This is a genomic window from Brevundimonas sp. SL161, assembly GCF_049896985.1.
In the GTDB taxonomy this organism is placed as follows: domain Bacteria; phylum Pseudomonadota; class Alphaproteobacteria; order Caulobacterales; family Caulobacteraceae; genus Brevundimonas.
In genome coordinates this window covers 18,674-35,288 of sequence record NZ_JAFCVJ010000020.1, presented here as the reverse complement: position 1 = coordinate 35,288, position 16,615 = coordinate 18,674, and the positions used below count along the sequence as shown (strand labels likewise).

The 16,615-nt window shown below is 67.6% G+C and carries 17 protein-coding genes; 9 read left to right on the top strand and 8 right to left on the bottom strand.

Annotated features, from left to right (window positions below; translation table 11 throughout):
* The first annotated feature begins 151 nt into the window (after positions 1-151).
* On the top strand, positions 152-1,837 hold the full coding sequence (locus ACP7AU_RS13325; RefSeq protein ID WP_426051712.1) for an alkaline phosphatase D family protein: 1,686 nt from the start codon (positions 152-154) through the stop codon (positions 1,835-1,837).
* Position 1,838: 1 nt separating this feature from the next.
* On the opposite strand, the gene ACP7AU_RS13320 is transcribed toward ACP7AU_RS13325, so the two are convergent.
* From ACP7AU_RS13320 to ACP7AU_RS13305, 4 genes are all read right to left on the bottom strand, one after another.
* The gene (locus tag ACP7AU_RS13320) at positions 1,839-2,129 is read right to left on the bottom strand and encodes a YciI family protein (RefSeq protein ID WP_426037676.1); all 291 of its coding nucleotides are present in this window, start codon (positions 2,127-2,129) and stop codon (positions 1,839-1,841) included.
* A 169-nt stretch (positions 2,130-2,298) separates the two neighbouring features.
* Positions 2,299-2,880, bottom strand: coding sequence for a class I SAM-dependent methyltransferase (locus tag ACP7AU_RS13315; protein WP_426051711.1), 582 nt, complete (start codon positions 2,878-2,880; stop codon positions 2,299-2,301).
* A 157-nt stretch (positions 2,881-3,037) separates the two neighbouring features.
* The gene (locus ACP7AU_RS13310; RefSeq protein WP_426051710.1) at positions 3,038-4,231 is read right to left on the bottom strand and encodes a glycosyltransferase family 4 protein; all 1,194 of its coding nucleotides are present in this window, start codon (positions 4,229-4,231) and stop codon (positions 3,038-3,040) included.
* Position 4,232: 1 nt separating this feature from the next.
* A complete protein-coding gene (locus ACP7AU_RS13305) occupies positions 4,233-5,195 on the bottom strand; it encodes a glucosamine inositolphosphorylceramide transferase family protein (protein WP_426051709.1) in 963 nt (320 codons plus the stop codon).
* Between the two features lie 185 nt (positions 5,196-5,380).
* On the opposite strand from ACP7AU_RS13305, the gene ACP7AU_RS13300 reads away from it, so the two are divergent.
* From ACP7AU_RS13300 to ACP7AU_RS13290, 3 genes are all read left to right on the top strand, one after another.
* Positions 5,381-5,905, top strand: coding sequence for an RNA polymerase sigma factor (locus ACP7AU_RS13300; protein ID WP_426051708.1), 525 nt, complete (start codon positions 5,381-5,383; stop codon positions 5,903-5,905).
* A gap of 109 nt (positions 5,906-6,014) precedes the next feature.
* The gene (locus tag ACP7AU_RS13295) at positions 6,015-6,974 is read left to right on the top strand and encodes a FecR family protein (protein ID WP_426051707.1); all 960 of its coding nucleotides are present in this window, start codon (positions 6,015-6,017) and stop codon (positions 6,972-6,974) included.
* A gap of 31 nt (positions 6,975-7,005) precedes the next feature.
* The gene (locus tag ACP7AU_RS13290; RefSeq protein ID WP_426051706.1) at positions 7,006-9,420 is read left to right on the top strand and encodes a TonB-dependent receptor domain-containing protein; all 2,415 of its coding nucleotides are present in this window, start codon (positions 7,006-7,008) and stop codon (positions 9,418-9,420) included.
* 184 nt (positions 9,421-9,604) lie between these two features.
* Here ACP7AU_RS13290 and hutI read toward each other — a convergent pair whose 3' ends face one another.
* The 4 genes from hutI to ACP7AU_RS13270 form a co-directional block, all read right to left on the bottom strand.
* Positions 9,605-10,810, bottom strand: a complete 1,206-nt coding sequence (gene hutI, locus ACP7AU_RS13285) for an imidazolonepropionase (RefSeq protein WP_426051705.1) — start codon at positions 10,808-10,810, stop codon at positions 9,605-9,607.
* Entirely contained in the window at positions 10,807-11,697 is an 891-nt protein-coding gene (locus ACP7AU_RS13280; protein ID WP_426051704.1) for an agmatinase family protein, read from the bottom strand. Before ACP7AU_RS13280 ends, hutI begins: the two co-directional genes overlap by 4 nt.
* A 659-nt stretch (positions 11,698-12,356) precedes the next feature.
* The gene (locus ACP7AU_RS13275) at positions 12,357-12,803 is read right to left on the bottom strand and encodes a chemotaxis protein CheE (protein WP_426051703.1); all 447 of its coding nucleotides are present in this window, start codon (positions 12,801-12,803) and stop codon (positions 12,357-12,359) included.
* Positions 12,800-13,195, bottom strand: coding sequence for a response regulator (locus tag ACP7AU_RS13270; RefSeq protein WP_426051702.1), 396 nt, complete (start codon positions 13,193-13,195; stop codon positions 12,800-12,802). The genes ACP7AU_RS13275 and ACP7AU_RS13270 overlap by 4 nt, the downstream gene beginning before the upstream one ends.
* Before the next feature lie 73 nt (positions 13,196-13,268).
* On the opposite strand from ACP7AU_RS13270, the gene rutB reads away from it, so the two are divergent.
* Genes rutB through rutA form a run of 5 tightly spaced genes read left to right on the top strand, consistent with a single transcriptional unit; the run spans position 13,269 to position 16,614 of the window.
* Complete coding sequence (gene rutB / locus ACP7AU_RS13265) at positions 13,269-13,982, top strand: pyrimidine utilization protein B (protein ID WP_426051701.1); 714 nt, start codon at positions 13,269-13,271, stop codon at positions 13,980-13,982.
* Positions 13,983-14,375: a pyrimidine utilization protein C gene (rutC, locus tag ACP7AU_RS13260; RefSeq protein ID WP_426037631.1), complete on the top strand. Its 393-nt coding sequence runs from the start codon at positions 13,983-13,985 to the stop codon at positions 14,373-14,375.
* 50 nt (positions 14,376-14,425) lie between these two features.
* Positions 14,426-14,731, top strand: a complete 306-nt coding sequence (locus ACP7AU_RS13255) for a DUF3147 family protein (RefSeq protein ID WP_426037629.1) — start codon at positions 14,426-14,428, stop codon at positions 14,729-14,731.
* Complete coding sequence (gene rutD, locus ACP7AU_RS13250) at positions 14,728-15,528, top strand: pyrimidine utilization protein D (RefSeq protein WP_426037627.1); 801 nt, start codon at positions 14,728-14,730, stop codon at positions 15,526-15,528. The genes ACP7AU_RS13255 and rutD overlap by 4 nt, the downstream gene beginning before the upstream one ends.
* Positions 15,529-15,540: 12 nt before the next feature.
* On the top strand, positions 15,541-16,614 hold the full coding sequence (rutA, locus tag ACP7AU_RS13245; RefSeq protein WP_426051700.1) for a pyrimidine utilization protein A: 1,074 nt from the start codon (positions 15,541-15,543) through the stop codon (positions 16,612-16,614).
* Position 16,615 lies beyond the last annotated feature (1 nt).

Below are 16,615 nucleotides of genomic sequence, written 5' to 3'. Positions count from 1 at the left end.
TTCCGTGCCCTCCGGCGGAGGGCGGGGTCCAGATCACGGATTCCGTTGCCTGCCTGAGGTGACGCGAAACCCTCACATCCGTGTGTGAATCTGGATCCCGGCCTTCGCCGGAATGCAAGGTGAAGAAGACGACCATTCCCGGAGAGTCCTGATGAAAATCGACCGTCGCGGCCTGATCACCGGCATCGGAGCGGGCGTCCTGGCCACCCCTGCTCTCACCGCGCCGGCGCACGGCCCTGCGGCCGCCTTCCTGCACGGGGTCGCTTCTGGTGATCCTGATGCGCATTCGGCGGTGTTCTGGACGCGTGTCACCCCCGCCGACGCCTCGGGCGCCGATATCGAGGTGACGCTGGAGGTCGCGCGCGATGCCGGTTTCTCCGACAAGGTGCGCACCTCGTCCGGCCTGCGCGCCCGCGCTGCGCGTGACTTCACCGTCAAGCATGACCTGGACGGTCAGGGGCTGGAGCCCGGAGCCGAGTATTTCTACCGCTTCGTCGCCGGCGACGTCGTTTCGCCGGTCGGCCGCGTTCGCACCCTGCCCGAAGGCGTGACGCCCAACGTCGTCCTCGCCGTCGTCTCCTGCCAGCTGTATCCCGGCGGTCTGTTCAACGCCTATGACGCCCTGTCGAAGGAGCCGCGGCTCGACGCTGTCGTGCACCTGGGCGACTACATCTACGAGTACGGCGCGGCCCCCGACGACTACGGCCTGTCGACGGGAGCGTCCCTGAGCCGCATTCCCCAGCCGCCGCACGAAATCCTGACGCTCGAGGACTATCGGCTGCGTCACGCCCAGTACAAGGCGGATCCCGATCTGCAGGCCGCCCACGCCCGCGCCGCCTTCATCTGCGTCTGGGACGACCACGAGGTCGCCAACGACGCCTGGTCCATGGGGGCCGAGAACCACACCGAGACGACCGAGGGCGACTATGCGGCCCGTAAGGCCATCGCCCTGCGGGCCTATTATGAATGGATGCCGATCCGCGAGCCGCGCGCCGGCCTGGGTTTGGAGGCCATCAACCGCAGTTTCGAGTTCGGGGACCTGGCGACCCTGGCCATGGTCGAGACGCGTCTGACGGCGCGCAACAAGCAACTCGACTACACCACCGACATGCCGATGGTCGACGGCGCGCCTGACCTCATCGCCTTCAATGAGACGCTGAACGCCCCGGACCGGGACCTGCTGGGCGATGCGCAGCGGAACTGGCTCAAGGGCGTGCTGGCAGCGTCGAAGTCTGCCCACAAGCCCTGGCAGGTACTGGGCAATCAGGTCGTGATGGCCCGGGTCATGGGGCCGGACGTCACGAAGATCGCGTCAGACGCCCAGATCGAGGGCATGATCGGCGGCCTGCCCGAGGCGGTCCGCGCCGGCCTTCGCCAGATGATCCAGCTCTACAAGCTGGGCGTGCCGTTCGGCCTCGACAGCTGGGACGGCTATCCGGCCGGTCGGGAGCGTCTCTATGCGGCCTTCAAGGAGGCCGGGGTGCAGCCGATCGTCCTGGCCGGCGACAGCCACGCCTACTGGGTCAATGACCTTAAGGACGCCGACGGCGAGCGTCGCGCGGTCGAGTTCGGCACCAGCGCGATCTCCAGTCCCTCGCCCGGCGACGCCGTCGCCCCCCTGCCGCTGGGGCCGCTGCTGTCGGCCAACAACGACAAGGTCGTATTCTGCGACCAGACGGCCAAGGGCTATGTCCTGCTGACCCTGACGCCCGAGCGGGCGGAGGCGAAACTGCAGACCGTCTCGACCATCCTGGCCAAACCCTATGTGTCGCGCACCCTGTCGACCTGGGTCGTGACCCGGGACGCAGACGGCGTCACCGGGCCGACGCAGGCCTGATCTAATCCCAGGTCAGAAGCCGCAACGGCGTCACTTCGACCGTCACCCAGACGCCGGCCGTCGTGTAGGGCTCCTGCGCCACATAGTCGTCGGCGGCCGCGCGGTCGGGAAACTCTCCGATCATGGCCGATCCGATCGGCGACCCGGCGTCGTCCAGCAGGGCGCCGACCTCGACGACTTCGCCTGCGGCCCGGCGCGCCTTGAGGCCTTCGATGTGAGCGGGACGCGCAGCCTGTCGGCGGGCCGGAGCGTCGGCGTCGGGACCGTCGCGGCCGATGATGAGGAACTGCATGTGTTCTGGACCCTGGTGTGCATTCCGCTGACGACGGGAATGCCGATCCGGGTGGTGTAGCGCGCAGCACGCACACACAACAGCAGAACGGCGGTCTCTGCCACGGCGACCCCACGCGTGGTCCAGGCGCTGGAGTCACAGCAGGGGTGCTGCCCCCGGACGGACGGACTCAGCTCGCCGACGGTCGGCGCACGAACGTGTCGTAAACGTGGGTCGTTTCCGCGAACGTCACGCGCGCCTGCTGGCCGGCGAACGGCTGATGCGAGAACCAGGGCTCGGTCAGCGAGGCCGCGATCGGATCGGAGATCTTGTCAACGTTCCAGCCCAGCAGGAGCCGACCTCCGGGCTTGAGTATCCGCGACAGGGCCTGGAGCGCTCGACGTTGCTGTTCGGGCGCATCGACTCCGAAGCCGAGCACGCCGTTGCAGACGATGGCGTCGAACATCTGGTCTGCGAAGACCACATCGGCCTCGCAGACATCGCCGGTGCGGTGCCTGCCCTCGACGCCCCAGCGCGCCGCGCCCGGGTCGATGTCAGTGGTCCAGACCTCGCCGCCCCCGGCCTCGAGAACCGGATAGTCATCGGCGGTGTAGGCGCGGCATCCGACCCACAGGATCTTGCCGCCCTCCACGGCGAAGGCGGGGATATAGGCCTCGGCCAGCAGTTTGCGGTCCGGTAGGTCGCGGATTTTCAGCACCCGACGGCTTTTCATCGCCAGCACGGCCGCGTCGCCCGCGAAAAGCCTGGTCAATAATGTGCGTGCGCCCACTCGATTACCTTTTGCCTCAAACAGAAATGCGGGCCGGATGGACGCGATGTCCAGCCGGCCCGTCGACGATCGTCGCCGTGAGACAACGCCGATCGTTCCATCGCACGTTCAGGGACGCCCGATGGAATAGTTGAACGCCTCAGGTCCCTGTCAGTGGGCCCTGAGGCCGTGGCCCCGCCCAGGCCCAGCGCGGGGCGGACAACGGCAGAGCCGCCGAGATCATCTGGACGAGCAAATTCTCGCGGACCGTCGGCGCGACGCGCCGGGCCACCAGGGTTTCCCGCAGCGTGTCGAGCTGGGCCGCGCGAACGGCAGGGGTGTGGTTTGCCACGACGAAAGCCTGACCCGCGCGGGCCATCTCGACGCGAGCGACCGGATCGAGGATCAGTCCACTCAGCGCCTCGACCAGGGCCGTGGCCTGCGGGTCTTCGACATAGACAGCATGCGGTCCGCTGGCCTCGCGCAGCCCGCCGCGTCCGGACGAAACGAGGGCCGCCCCAGCCGCATGGGCCTCCAGCGCCGACAGGCCGAGGGCCTCGGCGACGAATGACGGTGTCACGGCGATGGCGGCGCGGCGCATCACGGCCTTGACCTTCGAAAGCGATGCCGACCTGTGGATTGCGACGCGGTCGCCGAAACGCGCGAGCGGCTGCAGGCGCGGCTGGGCCCAGTCGGCGTGACGGTCCCAATCCCCGAGCATCAGGGCCGCTTGCCAGTCGGGGAACCGGTCCAGCACGACTTCAAGCGCCTGACACAGGGGCTCCAGCCCCTTCTCGGCCATGGCGCGGCCGGAGAAAATGATCAGCTTGTCGCGGTCGTCGGGGTCAGCGGTCCAGCCCTTGACGTCGATCGGATTGCAGATCGCCGAGGCCCGATCGGCGAAACGGGGATAGTCGGCCGCGAACTCCGCCCGCGCGGCCCCGCTGACGAATACCAGGCGGTCGAAGGCTGCCAGGCGCGCGCCATATCGTATCCGGTTGACCAGCCCCCGCGCCGGCTTGATCCGCGTGTGGCGATAGAGGACGTGGACGCGGCCCGGCAGCCGCCGCGCGAGGGCGGCCGAGGAGTCCAGCTGCTGGTGGTATTCGACATAGTCGGGGTTCAGCGCCTCGATCGCACGGGCCACGACGGCGGCGCGGCGCGACCTGCTCAGACCGTCCGGCACGGCCACGAGGTTGGGCAGGGCGGGATCGGACGCGCCGGCGTCGCAGATGACGTGGGTCTGGTTCTTCAGGCGGCTCGGCTCGAGCAGGGCTCCCGCCACCGTCTCCATGGAGTTTGGCCTGGCGCGGCTCATCTGCGACCCACGAGGCATGACGACGGCGACGCGCATTCTAGATCCCCTGTCCGGCGAGCACCGGCGGCGTTTTGGACGTCGTTTCCGACGGAGGCCGGCGCCGTGCGTGCGGTCCGTTGAGTCCGAGCAGGCGGCGGACCTTGTACTGGGTGCGGACCCAGCCCTCGGCTGCCGAGCGCTGGATGCGCTTCACATCGATGAAGGTCGTGTCGCAGCAGCCCGAGAGGGTGTGGAAACCGTCCGCATAGCCGGTCAGCAGCTCCCCGGCCTCGAACCGGCGGACGACCGAGGCTTCGAAGGCATCAGTCGTCAGGGTGTCGATGCGCAGGAGGTTGATCGCCGCCCCATAGGTCCCGGCGCAGTCCTGAAGCGGCAGGTGCAGCGCGCCATTCGCCTCGAACGCCGTCCCGCCAGGCCGCGACGCGGGGAAGCCGGAGCGCACTGGATTGGCGGGATGCTGCGTCCATGGACCGTTAAGAGCGTCGGAGAAGGCGACATGCAGCTCTCGCATCGCCCGGTCGGCCGGACCCGGAAGGGCATGGAACATCCACCACTTGCCGTCGTGGCGAACCACGGTCGCGTCGATGGCCGGCACATCGAGGATCCGCTTGGCCGGTTCCCATTGGTCGGGAAAGCGGACGCAGCGGTAGAGGGTCAGGCCGCCGCTCTTGTACGCCTCCGGCAGCATGTAGAGTTCGCCGCCATCCTCAATCAGCGAGGGGTACGACAGGTGATGCGGCTCAGCCAGGGCGATACCCTCGCCCACCAGGGCGTTGGTCGCGTCATACTGGAAATAGCGGATCTCGCCGCGGCGGCTGCGATAGTCGAAATGCTCGGCGAAGACGGTCAAAACGCCGCCACGGTCGATCCCGAAAGGGTCGGCGAGATAGGCGAACAGGCCCTGATCCGGCAGCCACGTCACCTCGCGCGCGTCCAGGCCGCCGGCAACAAGGCTGGTCAGCGAGCGTCGGACGAAACCGGATCGCCAAAGGTCGTACATCAAGGCCCCCGCACCGGCCGCCGTCGCGGCCTCAGACGGAAGACGTCGTCGCCGGACCGTCACCTCAGAGAAAAATCGCGCAAGTTCTCGCCTTGCCTCATCAAATTCAGCACGGCATTAGTTTTTGACGGTGAACTCAGGCGCGCGAAGTCGTTCCGGAAACCGGACCCGGAGGATTTCGGCCTTTGACCGCGCTGCCAGCGCCCGCGTTGCTGTCGACCTATTTCGAACAGCGAGAGGCTATGCGGCGCTTCTTCCTGGCGCGGCTGGGGCCTGCCGCCGATGTCGAGGACCTGTTGCAGGACCTCTACCTCAAGGTCGTCGGCGTCGATGGGACCTCCGAGGTGCGCGAGCCGCGCGCCTATCTCTATCGGCTGGCATCGAACCTGATGATGGATCGCTGGCGTTCCAGCCGTCGTGCAGCCGCCCGCGACGCTGCATGGCGGGACGTCGTCCATGTCGCGGGTCCGACCGAAGACCTGGACGACGCGCCATCGGCCGAAACCGTGGTCGCCGGACGCGAGCGACTGGCCCAGTTGATGACGGCGCTCGACGGGCTGCCGGACAGGACCAGAACCATCTTCCGGTTGCACAAGTTCGACGGCCTCAGCTACGCCGAGGTGGCCCGAAATCTCAATGTCTCGAAGAGCACGGTTGAGAAGCATATGATGGACGCCTTGAAGATTCTGGCGGCGAAGGTTCGACAATGAGGGCGCACGGCGAGCAGAATCCTGCGACCTTTGGTGGAGGTGGCGCCATGGCGGCGCCGTCTAACGGTCAGGCGCCGGTGTCGGCGACGCGAACTCGGCTGGCGCACGCATGACGACCTCGGACATTCACGATCAGGCGCTGAACTGGTTCGTCCGGCTGGGCGACGCCGACGCGCCGGAAGGCGCATGGCTGGAGTTCCAGACCTGGCTGGAAGCCGATCCCGCCCGAGGCGAGGCCTATGGCCGGATCGAACAGGTCTGGGTCGCGCTGGACGCGCATGCCCCCGCCGAAGCCGTCGTCGCCCCGATCGCGGCCAACGACGTCAAGCCCCTCCGCGGCGGCTTCAGCCGCGCCTGGCTGACCCCGTTGCTCGCCACCGCCGCCGCGGCCGTCATGGTCGTGGGTTTCTGGCCGGAAATCAGCGGCGAGGGCCGTTTCAGAACCTACAGCACCGACGACGCTCCGCGAGAGGTGGTCCTGCCGGATGGGTCGCGCCTGTCGATGAACCGCCATTCCGACCTGCGGGTCCGCATCGGCGCGCGCGATCGCGAGGTCGCCATGGCCGGAGGCGAGGTCGCCTTCGACGTGACGCATGACCCCGCACGCCCGTTCCTGATCGCGGCCGAAGCTTACGAGGTTCGCGTTCTGGGCACCGTCTTCAACGTGCTGTCCCACGGCGGGCGGTTCTCGGTCGGCGTCCGGCGCGGCCGCGTCGCAGTGTCCGGGGACGCAATGCCTGAAATGGTCCAGCTGGGCGTGGGCGAGCAGTTGGTCCAGGACGGGTCGGCGGCCGCCGTCGTGTCTCGAATCGATCCCGGTCAGGCGTCCGCATGGCATGAGGGCGTGCTGGTCTATCGCGAAACTGATCTGGGCACGGTCGCGGAGGACCTGTCGCGTTATCTCAACAAGCCGGTTAGTGTGTCGGAGTCCGCCCGCGCGCTCCGGTTCACCGGCGCGCTTCGTATCGGCGACGAGGCTACGATGTTGAGACAGCTGCAGGATTTCGTTCCGATCAGGGCGACCCGAGAGAACGATGGGATCCGCCTGACGGCGCGTGACGGCGCCTGAGCACGCGCGTCGCCGCCCGGCGACCCGATGGATGAGCCTGACGCTGCTTTTGGGAGCCGTCGCGATTCAATCGCCAGCGCTGGCCCAGAGCCGCGCGTCCGAGACCTTCAGCCTGAACATACCGCAGCAGCGTGCGGACGAGGCCCTGCTGACCCTGGCGTTGCAGACCCGTCGCTCGCTGGGCGGGGATATTCGCGCCTGTCGCGGCGTCGCGCGCGGCCTTCGGGGCGCGATGTCGGTGGGCGTCGCTCTGGACCGTCTGCTGACAGGATCGGGGTGCGCCGCCTCCATTCGCGCCGATGGAGCGATCCTGATCCGGAGCGCGCGCCTCCCGCCTCCGCCCGCCCGTTCGAGGCCCGTCGCCCCCGCGTCGGAAGCCGTCAACCGCGAGGCGGCGGACACGCAGCTGGGCGACATCGTCGTCACCGCGGAACGCCGCCCCGAGACGCCGGAAGAAGTCGCCGCCGCCCTGACTGCCATCGCCGGGCTGCAGCTGGAGCAGGGCGGCGTCACGGACATGATCGGCGTCGCCTCCCTCACGGCCGGCATGACCGTGACCAATCTGGGATCGGGCCGGAACAAGATCCTCCTGCGGGGCATGTCCGACGGCGCCTTCACCGGCCTGACCCAGTCGACGGTAGCCCTGTATCTGAACCAGATCCCAATCACCTACAACGCCCCGGACCCGGACCTGAAACTGGTCGATATCGACCGGATCGAGGTGCTTCGCGGGCCGCAGGGGACGCTCTACGGGACAGGCCCGATCGGGGGGGTGATCCGCACCATCACGCGACAACCTGACAGCGAGGCCTTCTATGGCGAGGTGTCGCTGACGCGTTCGGAAACCCGTTCGGGTGGACCGAACAGCGACTATTCGGTGATGGCTAACCTGCCGATCCTCGGTGGGCGGGCGGCGATCCGCGCGGTGGCCTACGAGGAGCAGTATTCCGGGTACATCAACGATGTCGCGCTCAACCTGCCGCAAGTGAACGAAGGCCGTCGCAGCGGCGGCCGGGTCGCCCTCGCCGCTCGCCTGGGACCCGACTGGAATTTCGGCACCGGCCTCGTGCACCAGTCCATCGACACGGAAGACACCCACTATGTAATCCGGGGTCTCGGCAGGTTCCGGCGTGCCAACCTCGTGCGCGAGCCGCACGAGAACGATTTTAACGCCGCCTACGTGACCCTGGACGGACAGGCCGAATGGGGGCGGTTAGACGCCTCGATCGGCTATGTGCGGCACGATTTCCGGAGCCGCTTCGACGCGTCCCCGGCGCTGATCAAGTTCGGCTCACGGCAACTGATCGGCGCGCTCGACGAAGACAAGGACATCGAGCTGCTGACCGGTGAGTTGTCGTTGGCCTCGCCCCAGGACAGCGATTTCCGCTGGCTGGCGGGCGCCTTCCTGTCCACCAGCGGCACGCGCACCGACACGACGGTGTCCGCCCTGCAACCCGTCCCGGGCGTTGCCTACGCCGAGCGGCGATCGGATCAGCTGGACGAGGTTGCGGTGTTCGGCGAGGTCACCCGGGATCTGACGTCCAGACTGAGCCTGACCGCCGGCGCCCGCTACTATGACGCCTCCTACAGCGTGGGATCGCGGGTGGCCCAGGGCGCCGCCCAGAGGCGGTTCAGTGGCGCGGGCCGGGCCAACGGCTTCTCGCCCAAACTGGCCCTCGCCTATCGCCTCGATGACCAGTGGAATGTCTACGCCCAGGTCAGCCGGGGACACCGCGTCGGCGGGTTCAACACCGCGGGGCCGGCGGGTCAGAAATTCACGAATGCGGTCGGTATGCCGGGCCGGGAGTACGGGGCGGACAGCCTGTGGAACTACGAGGGCGGAGCCAAGGGGTTCCTCTGGAACGGGACACTGCGGGCCCGCATCGCGGTCTTCATGGCGCACTGGCGGAATATCCAGAGCGACCAATTCCTGCCGAGCGGACTGGCCTATGCGGTCAATGTCGGCGACGGCGCCAACAAAGGGCTGGAGATCGAGACCACCTGGCGGCCGACGTCCGGGCTGGAAATCCGGGCCAACGCCCTGTTCGCCGATCCCGAGATCACCCGGCCGGGCGCGGCGTTCAACTCGCGCGGCGACGCGGGCCTGCCGGGGGTGCCGAAGGTCTCGTCCAACATCGTTGCCTCCTACCACCGGCCTCTGTGGAACGGTCTGGAGCTGCGGGCGGACGGCCACCTGGCCTATGTCGGAGCGTCGCGTCTGACATTCGACGCCGAGCGCCGTTCACGCATGGGTGACTATATGAGCGGGAGGGTCTCGCTCGGCGTGGAGGCCGCGTCGTGGTCAGCGACGGCCTTTGTCGATAATCCATTCGACACCCAGGCCAACACCTTCGCCTTCGGGGACCCGTTCCGCCTGCCCGAGGGTCTGGCGATGACCCCGCTGCGACCCAGGACCATCGGCCTGACCCTGAACTGGCGGCCCTAGCTCGTCCCCGGGCGAGACGGCGCCGGCCGCTATAGTCGCGCAGCCATGACCTCGTTACCGGCCTGCGGATCTTCGGCGACAAGAACCAGAGGATCGATGACGACGAACGATATCTCGATCGGTCGGCGCGCCGCAGAGCGCGCTGGACGCATATGCGGCCTGGAATCCCGCCCGTCCGGGCTGATCAGGCCAGGCCGCCGGCCAAATAGCGTGAATGCAGGATCGGCTTGCCGAGCCAGTAGCAGAGCTCGGCCGGACGGGTGACGTCCCAGACCGCGAGGTCGCCCGCCTTGCCGACCGCAAGCGTGCCGATCTCGTCAGCAAGACCCAGCGCCCTGGCCGCATGGCGGGTCGCGCCCGCCAGCGCTTCCTCCGGCGTGAGACGGAACTGGACGCAGGCCAGGGTGAGCGCGGCGGTCATCGAGGCGAGCGGCGAGGTGCCGGGGTTGCAGTCGGTGGCCACGGCCATCGCAACGCCGTAGCGACGCAGCATCTCGATCGGCGGCGGGGTCGTCTCTCGCAGCATCAGATAGGCGCCGGGCAGCAGGACGGCGACGACGCCGGCCTTGCCCATCGCCCGGACGCCCGCCTCGCTGGAGTGTTCGATGTGGTCGGCGGACAGGGCGCCGTAACGGGCCGCCAGCGCCGCGCCGCCGCCGTCGGACAGTTGGTCGGCGTGGAGCTTGACCGGCAGGCCGAGCGCCTTCGCCTTCTCGAACAGGCGCGAGACCTCGGCGTTGAAGAAGGCGATGGGTTCGCAATAGGCGTCGACCGCGTCGACCAGTTCCTCTGCATGAGCGGCGGGCAGGATCTCTTCGATGGCGAGGTCGACATAGGCCGAGCGGTCGGCCCGATGCTCCGGCGGAACGGCGTGGAGACCGAGGTAGGAGGTGCGGACGCGGACGCCTGCCTCTCGCCCGATGCGACGGGCGACGCGCAGCATCTTGAGTTCAGCATCGCGGTCGAGGCCGTAGCCGGACTTGATCTCGACGGTTGTGACGCCGGTCGCCTTCAAGCCGTCCAGCCGCGACAGGGCGGAGGCGTAGAGATCGGCCTCCGACGCCGCGCGGGTCGCGGTCATGGACGAGACGATGCCGCCGCCGGCGCGGGCGATCTCCTCATAGGTGGCGCCGTTGAGACGCTGTTCGAACTCGCCCGAACGGTCGCCGCCGAAGACGAGATGGGTGTGGCAGTCGATCAGGCCCGGCGTGATCCAGCGGCCGTCGAGCCGGTGAATTTGCACGGCATCGTGCGGGGGCTGATCAGCGCGCGGCCCGACCCAGGCAATGCGACCGTCACGGATCAGCAGCGCCGCGTCCTCAATGGCTCCGTAGGGCTCCCCACCCTCGACCATGGTGGCGACGTGACAGTCGGTGATGAGGGTGGTCATCGCGTTTCGAACCCGGCCAGCAATTCGCAGAACCAGCGTCCTGCCGTCAGGGAACCGAGATCGCCGACGTCTAGCGACGGATCGTATTCGGTCAGGTCCACAGCGCGGACCTTCGGATGGGCGCCGATGACGCGCGTGGCGTCGAAAAAGTCGTGGACCGAAACGCCGCCCGGGCGGGCGCCGGGACTTGCGGGCCACTGGCTGCGGTCGATCACATCAATGTCGAAATCGACGTAGAGGACGTCGCAGAGGGCGGACAGTCGCTCCAGTTCCTCGGCGACGACGCCGGCCAGACCGCGCTCACGGCACTCACGCGCCATGCGGACACTGATGCCCGCCGCCCTGGCCTTCTCATGAGCGCGGCGGGTGTTGGCGAAAGGGGCGAGGCCTACCTGGCTGATCCGCGCCCCGGCCAGACCGTCGTCGAGCACGGCCTGGATGGGGTTACCGTTGGTCAGGCCCTGATCCGTATCGCGCAGGTCGAAATGGGCGTCGAGCGTCAGCACCCCGACGCGGTCCAGCCCCAGGCCATGGACGCCCGGTCGGGTAATGGCGTTATTGCCGCCGACGAGGATGGTCAGGCCTCGGGACGCCTGGGCCTTCACCGCGTCGCGCAAAGGGATGAAGGCGTCGGCGGGCGACACTGCTTTCAACGGCACATCGCCTGCGTCATGCACCCGCAGGCCCAGCTCCCTGCCGGTCTCGATGTCATAGGTGGACAGGCGCGGCAGGACGGCCCGGAACGCCTTCGGACCGAGATCGCAGCGGCCAGGCGTCAGCGACCGTTCGTTCAGCGGCGCGCCGATCAGGGCCACGGGCGCATCCGGATGATCTCCGACCAGATCCGCGACGGAGCGCCAGCCGAGAGCTTCTGACGTATGGCTCATGATCATCCCTTGGTCGGAGAAAAGCGCGCCACCAGATCATAGGCGGCGCCGGGGAAGGTTTGGAAAGCCCGGGTCACGCCGAATAGAGCCGTCCCGGTCGGGACGCGGAAGCCTTGGCGCCACTCGCTCGAGGCGACACGATGTTCGATGTCGCCGACGCTCCGGCCGTGAAGCGGTTCAGGCGTTTGCGGTTCAGGGTCTTGCGGCGCGTGATCCATGCGCCGAAAGTGCCGCTTGCCTGAATTAATGTCTAGACATAACACCAAAGACCACGACAGACAGCCTCCTGCACCCCGCATGGAGGATCCGGTGACCGCCACGCGCAACACCGGTATCGTCCGGGCCCCTCGCGGGACCGCGATGACGGCCCGGACCTGGGCCGGTTTCGACCGGATCGTCGAGAGCCTGCGCGCCTGGCGCCAGACGAGACCCTGCTGGTGCGATCGGGCAAGCCGGTCGGGGGTTCCGGACATATTGAATGGATTCAGTCGGTTGGATTTCCAGCCCTGCCGATTCTCTCGCCTGTCGGTCACCCGTGGGCAGTCGCGCCTGACGGTTTCAAGGATCCGCGCAGGGCGCGGGCGGCAGCGCCTCACACCAGCGGGGTGAGCCCGGAATAAATTCACGACCCATCGCCCCAGGGCTGACGGAGGCCCCCCCTAGCGGCTCTGGGTGATCGAGCGCAGGCCGGCCAGCAAGGTCTCGCTGGTGCGTCCGACGCGGCATCCGCTCGCGAGGATCAGGCGCAACGCCTGGGTGTGGACCCGGATTGACGGCCAGTGGCAGGTCTCGGCCTGGAGCATCCGGTCGGAGACCCCGCATAGACTGTAGGCCGCATGGAAGAGCGGGCCGGTGTCGAAATAGCCCGCCACATCCACGATCGACGACCCCAGGGCGTAGACGCGCGGTCCGGCATCGATAGCCGCCTCGGCGCACAGGGCGTCGAGCGCGTCCAACGTTGCGACCACAGCGGCCATGGCGTCGTCGCGATGAGTTTCCAGCCTGGCGGTCGCCTGCCGCTCGAGGTCGCGGACCTGGCTGCCGCCCGGATCCTGAAGTTGCCGCGCCAGCGTGCTCTTGATCTTGAACGTCCGGGCTTCGCTCACAGTGCGACCTTCATCGGCTTCATCATCATATCGATAGAGGACTGATCCATGTTCGCCTCGGTGGCGGCGCCGACGTGTTCGGACAGATCGCCGTTACGCCGGCCCGGCGTTCCCACCGGGGGGCCCAGGCTGCGCACCCGACGGTCCGGCCCCACATAGGTGTCGCATTCCACCAGGTTCCGCTCGTCGGCGCCCAGCCACAGGATGCGCTGCAAGAGGACGTTCGGCGTCAGCGGCTTGGTGACGACGAAGCTGGCCCCGCAGTCACGCCCCTTCTGCACCTTCGACTGGGCGGCGTGTCCGGTCAGCAGGATCACCGGTGTGTAGCGTATGGGTGGCTCGGTCTCGCGCCGCAGCCAGCGCGTGAAGTCGTAGCCATCCATCTCCGGCATTAAAGCCGATGCGCCACGACATAAGTCGCTCCAGCCGACTTGGCGTCGCCCGCGCATCTGTCATGGTGGAGGGATGGCCACCCTCACCCTGCCCTGCCGACCCGAACCGCTGGAGATCGATCCGGCGAAGACGGCGGTCATCGTCATCGACATGCAGAACGCCTACGCCTCGCCCGGCGGCTATCTGGATCTGGCCGGTTTCGACATCTCCGGCGCCGCCAGGGTGGTCGAGAACACCAGGGGGGTGCTCGAGGTCGCGCGCCGTGCGGGCGTCCAGGTCATCTATTTCCAGAACGGCTGGGATCCCGACTATGTCGAGGCCGGCGGCCCCGGCTCACCCAACTGGCACAAGTCCAATGCGCTGAAGACCATGCGCGCCCGGCCCGAATTGACGGGGACGCTCCTCGCCCGTGGAACGTGGGACTACGAACTGGTCGACGCGCTCAAGCCGCAGGCGGGCGACATCTGTCTGCACAAGACCCGCTACTCCGGCTTCTTCAACTCCCAGTTCGACAGCGTCCTGAGCTCGCGCGGCATCCGCAACCTCGTCTTCGTCGGCATCGCCACCAATGTCTGCGTCGAGTCCACGCTCCGGGACGGGTTCTTCCTCGAATATTTCGGCATCGTGCTGGAGGACGCCACCCATCAGGCCGGGCCCGAGTTTGTCCAGCAGGCCGCGATCTACAACATCGAGACATTTTTCGGCTGGGTCTCCAGCGTCGCCGACTTCAAGGGCGCCGTCGGTCAGATCGCGCCCCCAGAATCGAAAAGCGCACAGGAGGCCTGAATGCCCAAGACCGTCATCACACCGCCCGGCACCGTCACCCCGATCGCCCCCTTCTCGCCCGGGACCCTGGCCGACGGGATCGTCTATGTCTCGGGCACCCTGGCCTTCGACAAGGACAACAACGTCGCCTGCGTCGGCGACGCCGAGGGCCAGACGCGCATCGTGCTGGAGACCATCAAGTCGGTGATCGAGACCGCCGGCGGGACCATGGACGACGTGACCATGAACCACATCTTCCTCAAGGACTGGGCCGACTACGCCGCCCTGAACAAGGTCTATGCGGAGTATTTCCCCGGCGACAAGCCGGCCCGGTTCTGCATCGTCTGCGGCCTCGTCCGCCCCGACTTCCTCGTCGAGATCGCCACCATCGCCCACATCGGTGAACGCGCCTGAGCCCGCTCGCGACCCTGCTGATCAAGGCGGTCATCTCCGCGATCCTGATCGTGGCCGCCTCCGAGGTCGCGCGTCGCCAGCCGGGCATCGGGGCCCTGATCGCGTCCCTGCCCCTGGTGTCGGTGCTGGGCATGATCTGGCTGTGGTCGGCCAAGCCCGATCCGGAGAACATGGCGCAGCACGCCCAGGCGACCTTCTGGTACGTCCTGCCGTCGCTGCCCATGTTCCTGCTGATCCCCATGCTGCTGAGGCGCGGGATGGCGTTCTGGCCCGCACTCGGCCTCGGCTGCGCCCTGACCATCGGCCTCTATCTGGCGATGACCGCCGTCGGCCCGCGCTTTGGCTTGAAGCTGTGACAAGCGGGACCGCTGACGGCCTCTATTGGGAAATCCACGACGGACCCGGAGACGCGGCGTCGGTCATCCTGTCCGCCGGTCTCGGCGGATCGGCCACCTTCTGGGCCCCGCAGATGGACGCCCTGACCGAGCGCTTCCGCGTCATCCTCTACGACCACCGAGGAACGGGCCGCAGCGACCGCAGCCTGAAGCCCGGGCACTCCGTCGCCGCGATGGCGCAGGACATGGCCGCCGTCCTCGACGCCACGGACACGGCAAGGGCCCACCTCGTCGGCCACGCGGCGGGCGGCAATGCCGGGCTGCAGCTGGCGCTCGACCATCCCGAACGGCTCGACCGGCTGGTCGTTGTCAACGGCTGGTCGCGACCGGACCCGCATGTCGCCCGCTGCTTCGCCGCCCGCATTCGCCTGCTAGAGGCCTTTGGCCCCACCGCCTATGTCGAGGCCCAGGCGGTGTTCCTCTACCCGCCCGACTGGGTCAGCGAGAACGACGCCCTGCTGAAGACGCAGGAACACCATCACATCCAGACCTTCCCCCGCACCGACGTCATGCTGGCCCGGATTTGCGCCCTGCTGGCCTTCGACATCGACGACCGGCTCGCCGAGATTCCGCACCCGGTTCTGGTCGCCGCCTCGGCCGACGACATGCTGGTTCCGCCGCTCCTGTCGCGACGTCTGGCTGAGGGTTTGCCCAGCGCGACGCTCGACGTCGTGCCCTGGGGCGGACACGCCTTTACGGCGACGGTTTCCGGTGCGTTCAATGCGCGCCTGGTCGCCTTTCTGAACGGCGACAGCTGAGGGGCGATCATCATGGAAGTCGGCGTCTTCGTACCGATCAACAACAACGGCTGGCTGATCTCAGAGACCGCGCCGCAGTACATGCCCTCGTTCGACCTGAACAAGCGCATCGCCCAGCGGGCCGAGCACTACGGCTTGGATTTCCTGCTCTCGATGATCAAGCTGCGCGGGTTCGGCGGCAAGACGGAGTTCTGGGAATATGGGCTGGAGAGCTTCACCCTGATGGCCGGGCTCGCGGCCGTCACCGAGAAGATCAAGATCTATGCAACCTGCCCGACCCTGGTCATCCCGCCGGCCTTCGCCGCGCGGATGTGTAACACGATCGATTCCATCAGCCACGGCCGCTTCGGTCTGAACCTGATCACGGGCTGGCAGAAGCCGGAATACTCCCAGATGGGCCTGTGGCCTGGCGAGGAGCATTTCCGTAACCGCTATCAGATGCTCGACGAATACGCCCGCATCCTGCGCGAGCTGTGGGAGACGGGTCGCTCGGACTTCAAGGGCGACTACTACACGATGGACGACTGTCTGGTCCGCCCGACGCCGTCGACCGACATGAAGATCATCTGCGCCGGCTCGTCGGACGAGGGCCTGGCCTTCTCGGCCCAGTGGGCGGACTACGCCTTCTGCCTCGGCAAGGGGGTCAACACGCCCAGGGCCTTCGCCTTCAACAATGAGCGTCTGGCCGAGGCGACCGCGAAGACTGGTCGCGACGTGAAGATGTTCGTCCTCGTCATGGTCATCGCTGCCGACACCGACGAAGAGGCGATGGCAAGGTGGAAACTCTACAACGACGGCGTCGACGTGGATGCGATCAGCTGGCTCAAGGATCAGGGCGCGGCCGACAAGGTCAACGCCACCACCAACGTCCGCCAGTTGGCCGCGCCCGAGGGGGCGGTGAATATCAACATGGGCACCCTGGTCGGCTCCTATGCCTCGGTCGCGCGGATGCTGGACGAGATGTCGGAGGTGCCCGGCACCGGCGGCGTCCTGCTGACCTTCGACGATTTCGAGAAAGGGATCGAGGACTTCGGCCAGAAGATTCAGCCGCTGATGACCTGCCGCGCCAATGTGAAAGCGGCCTGAG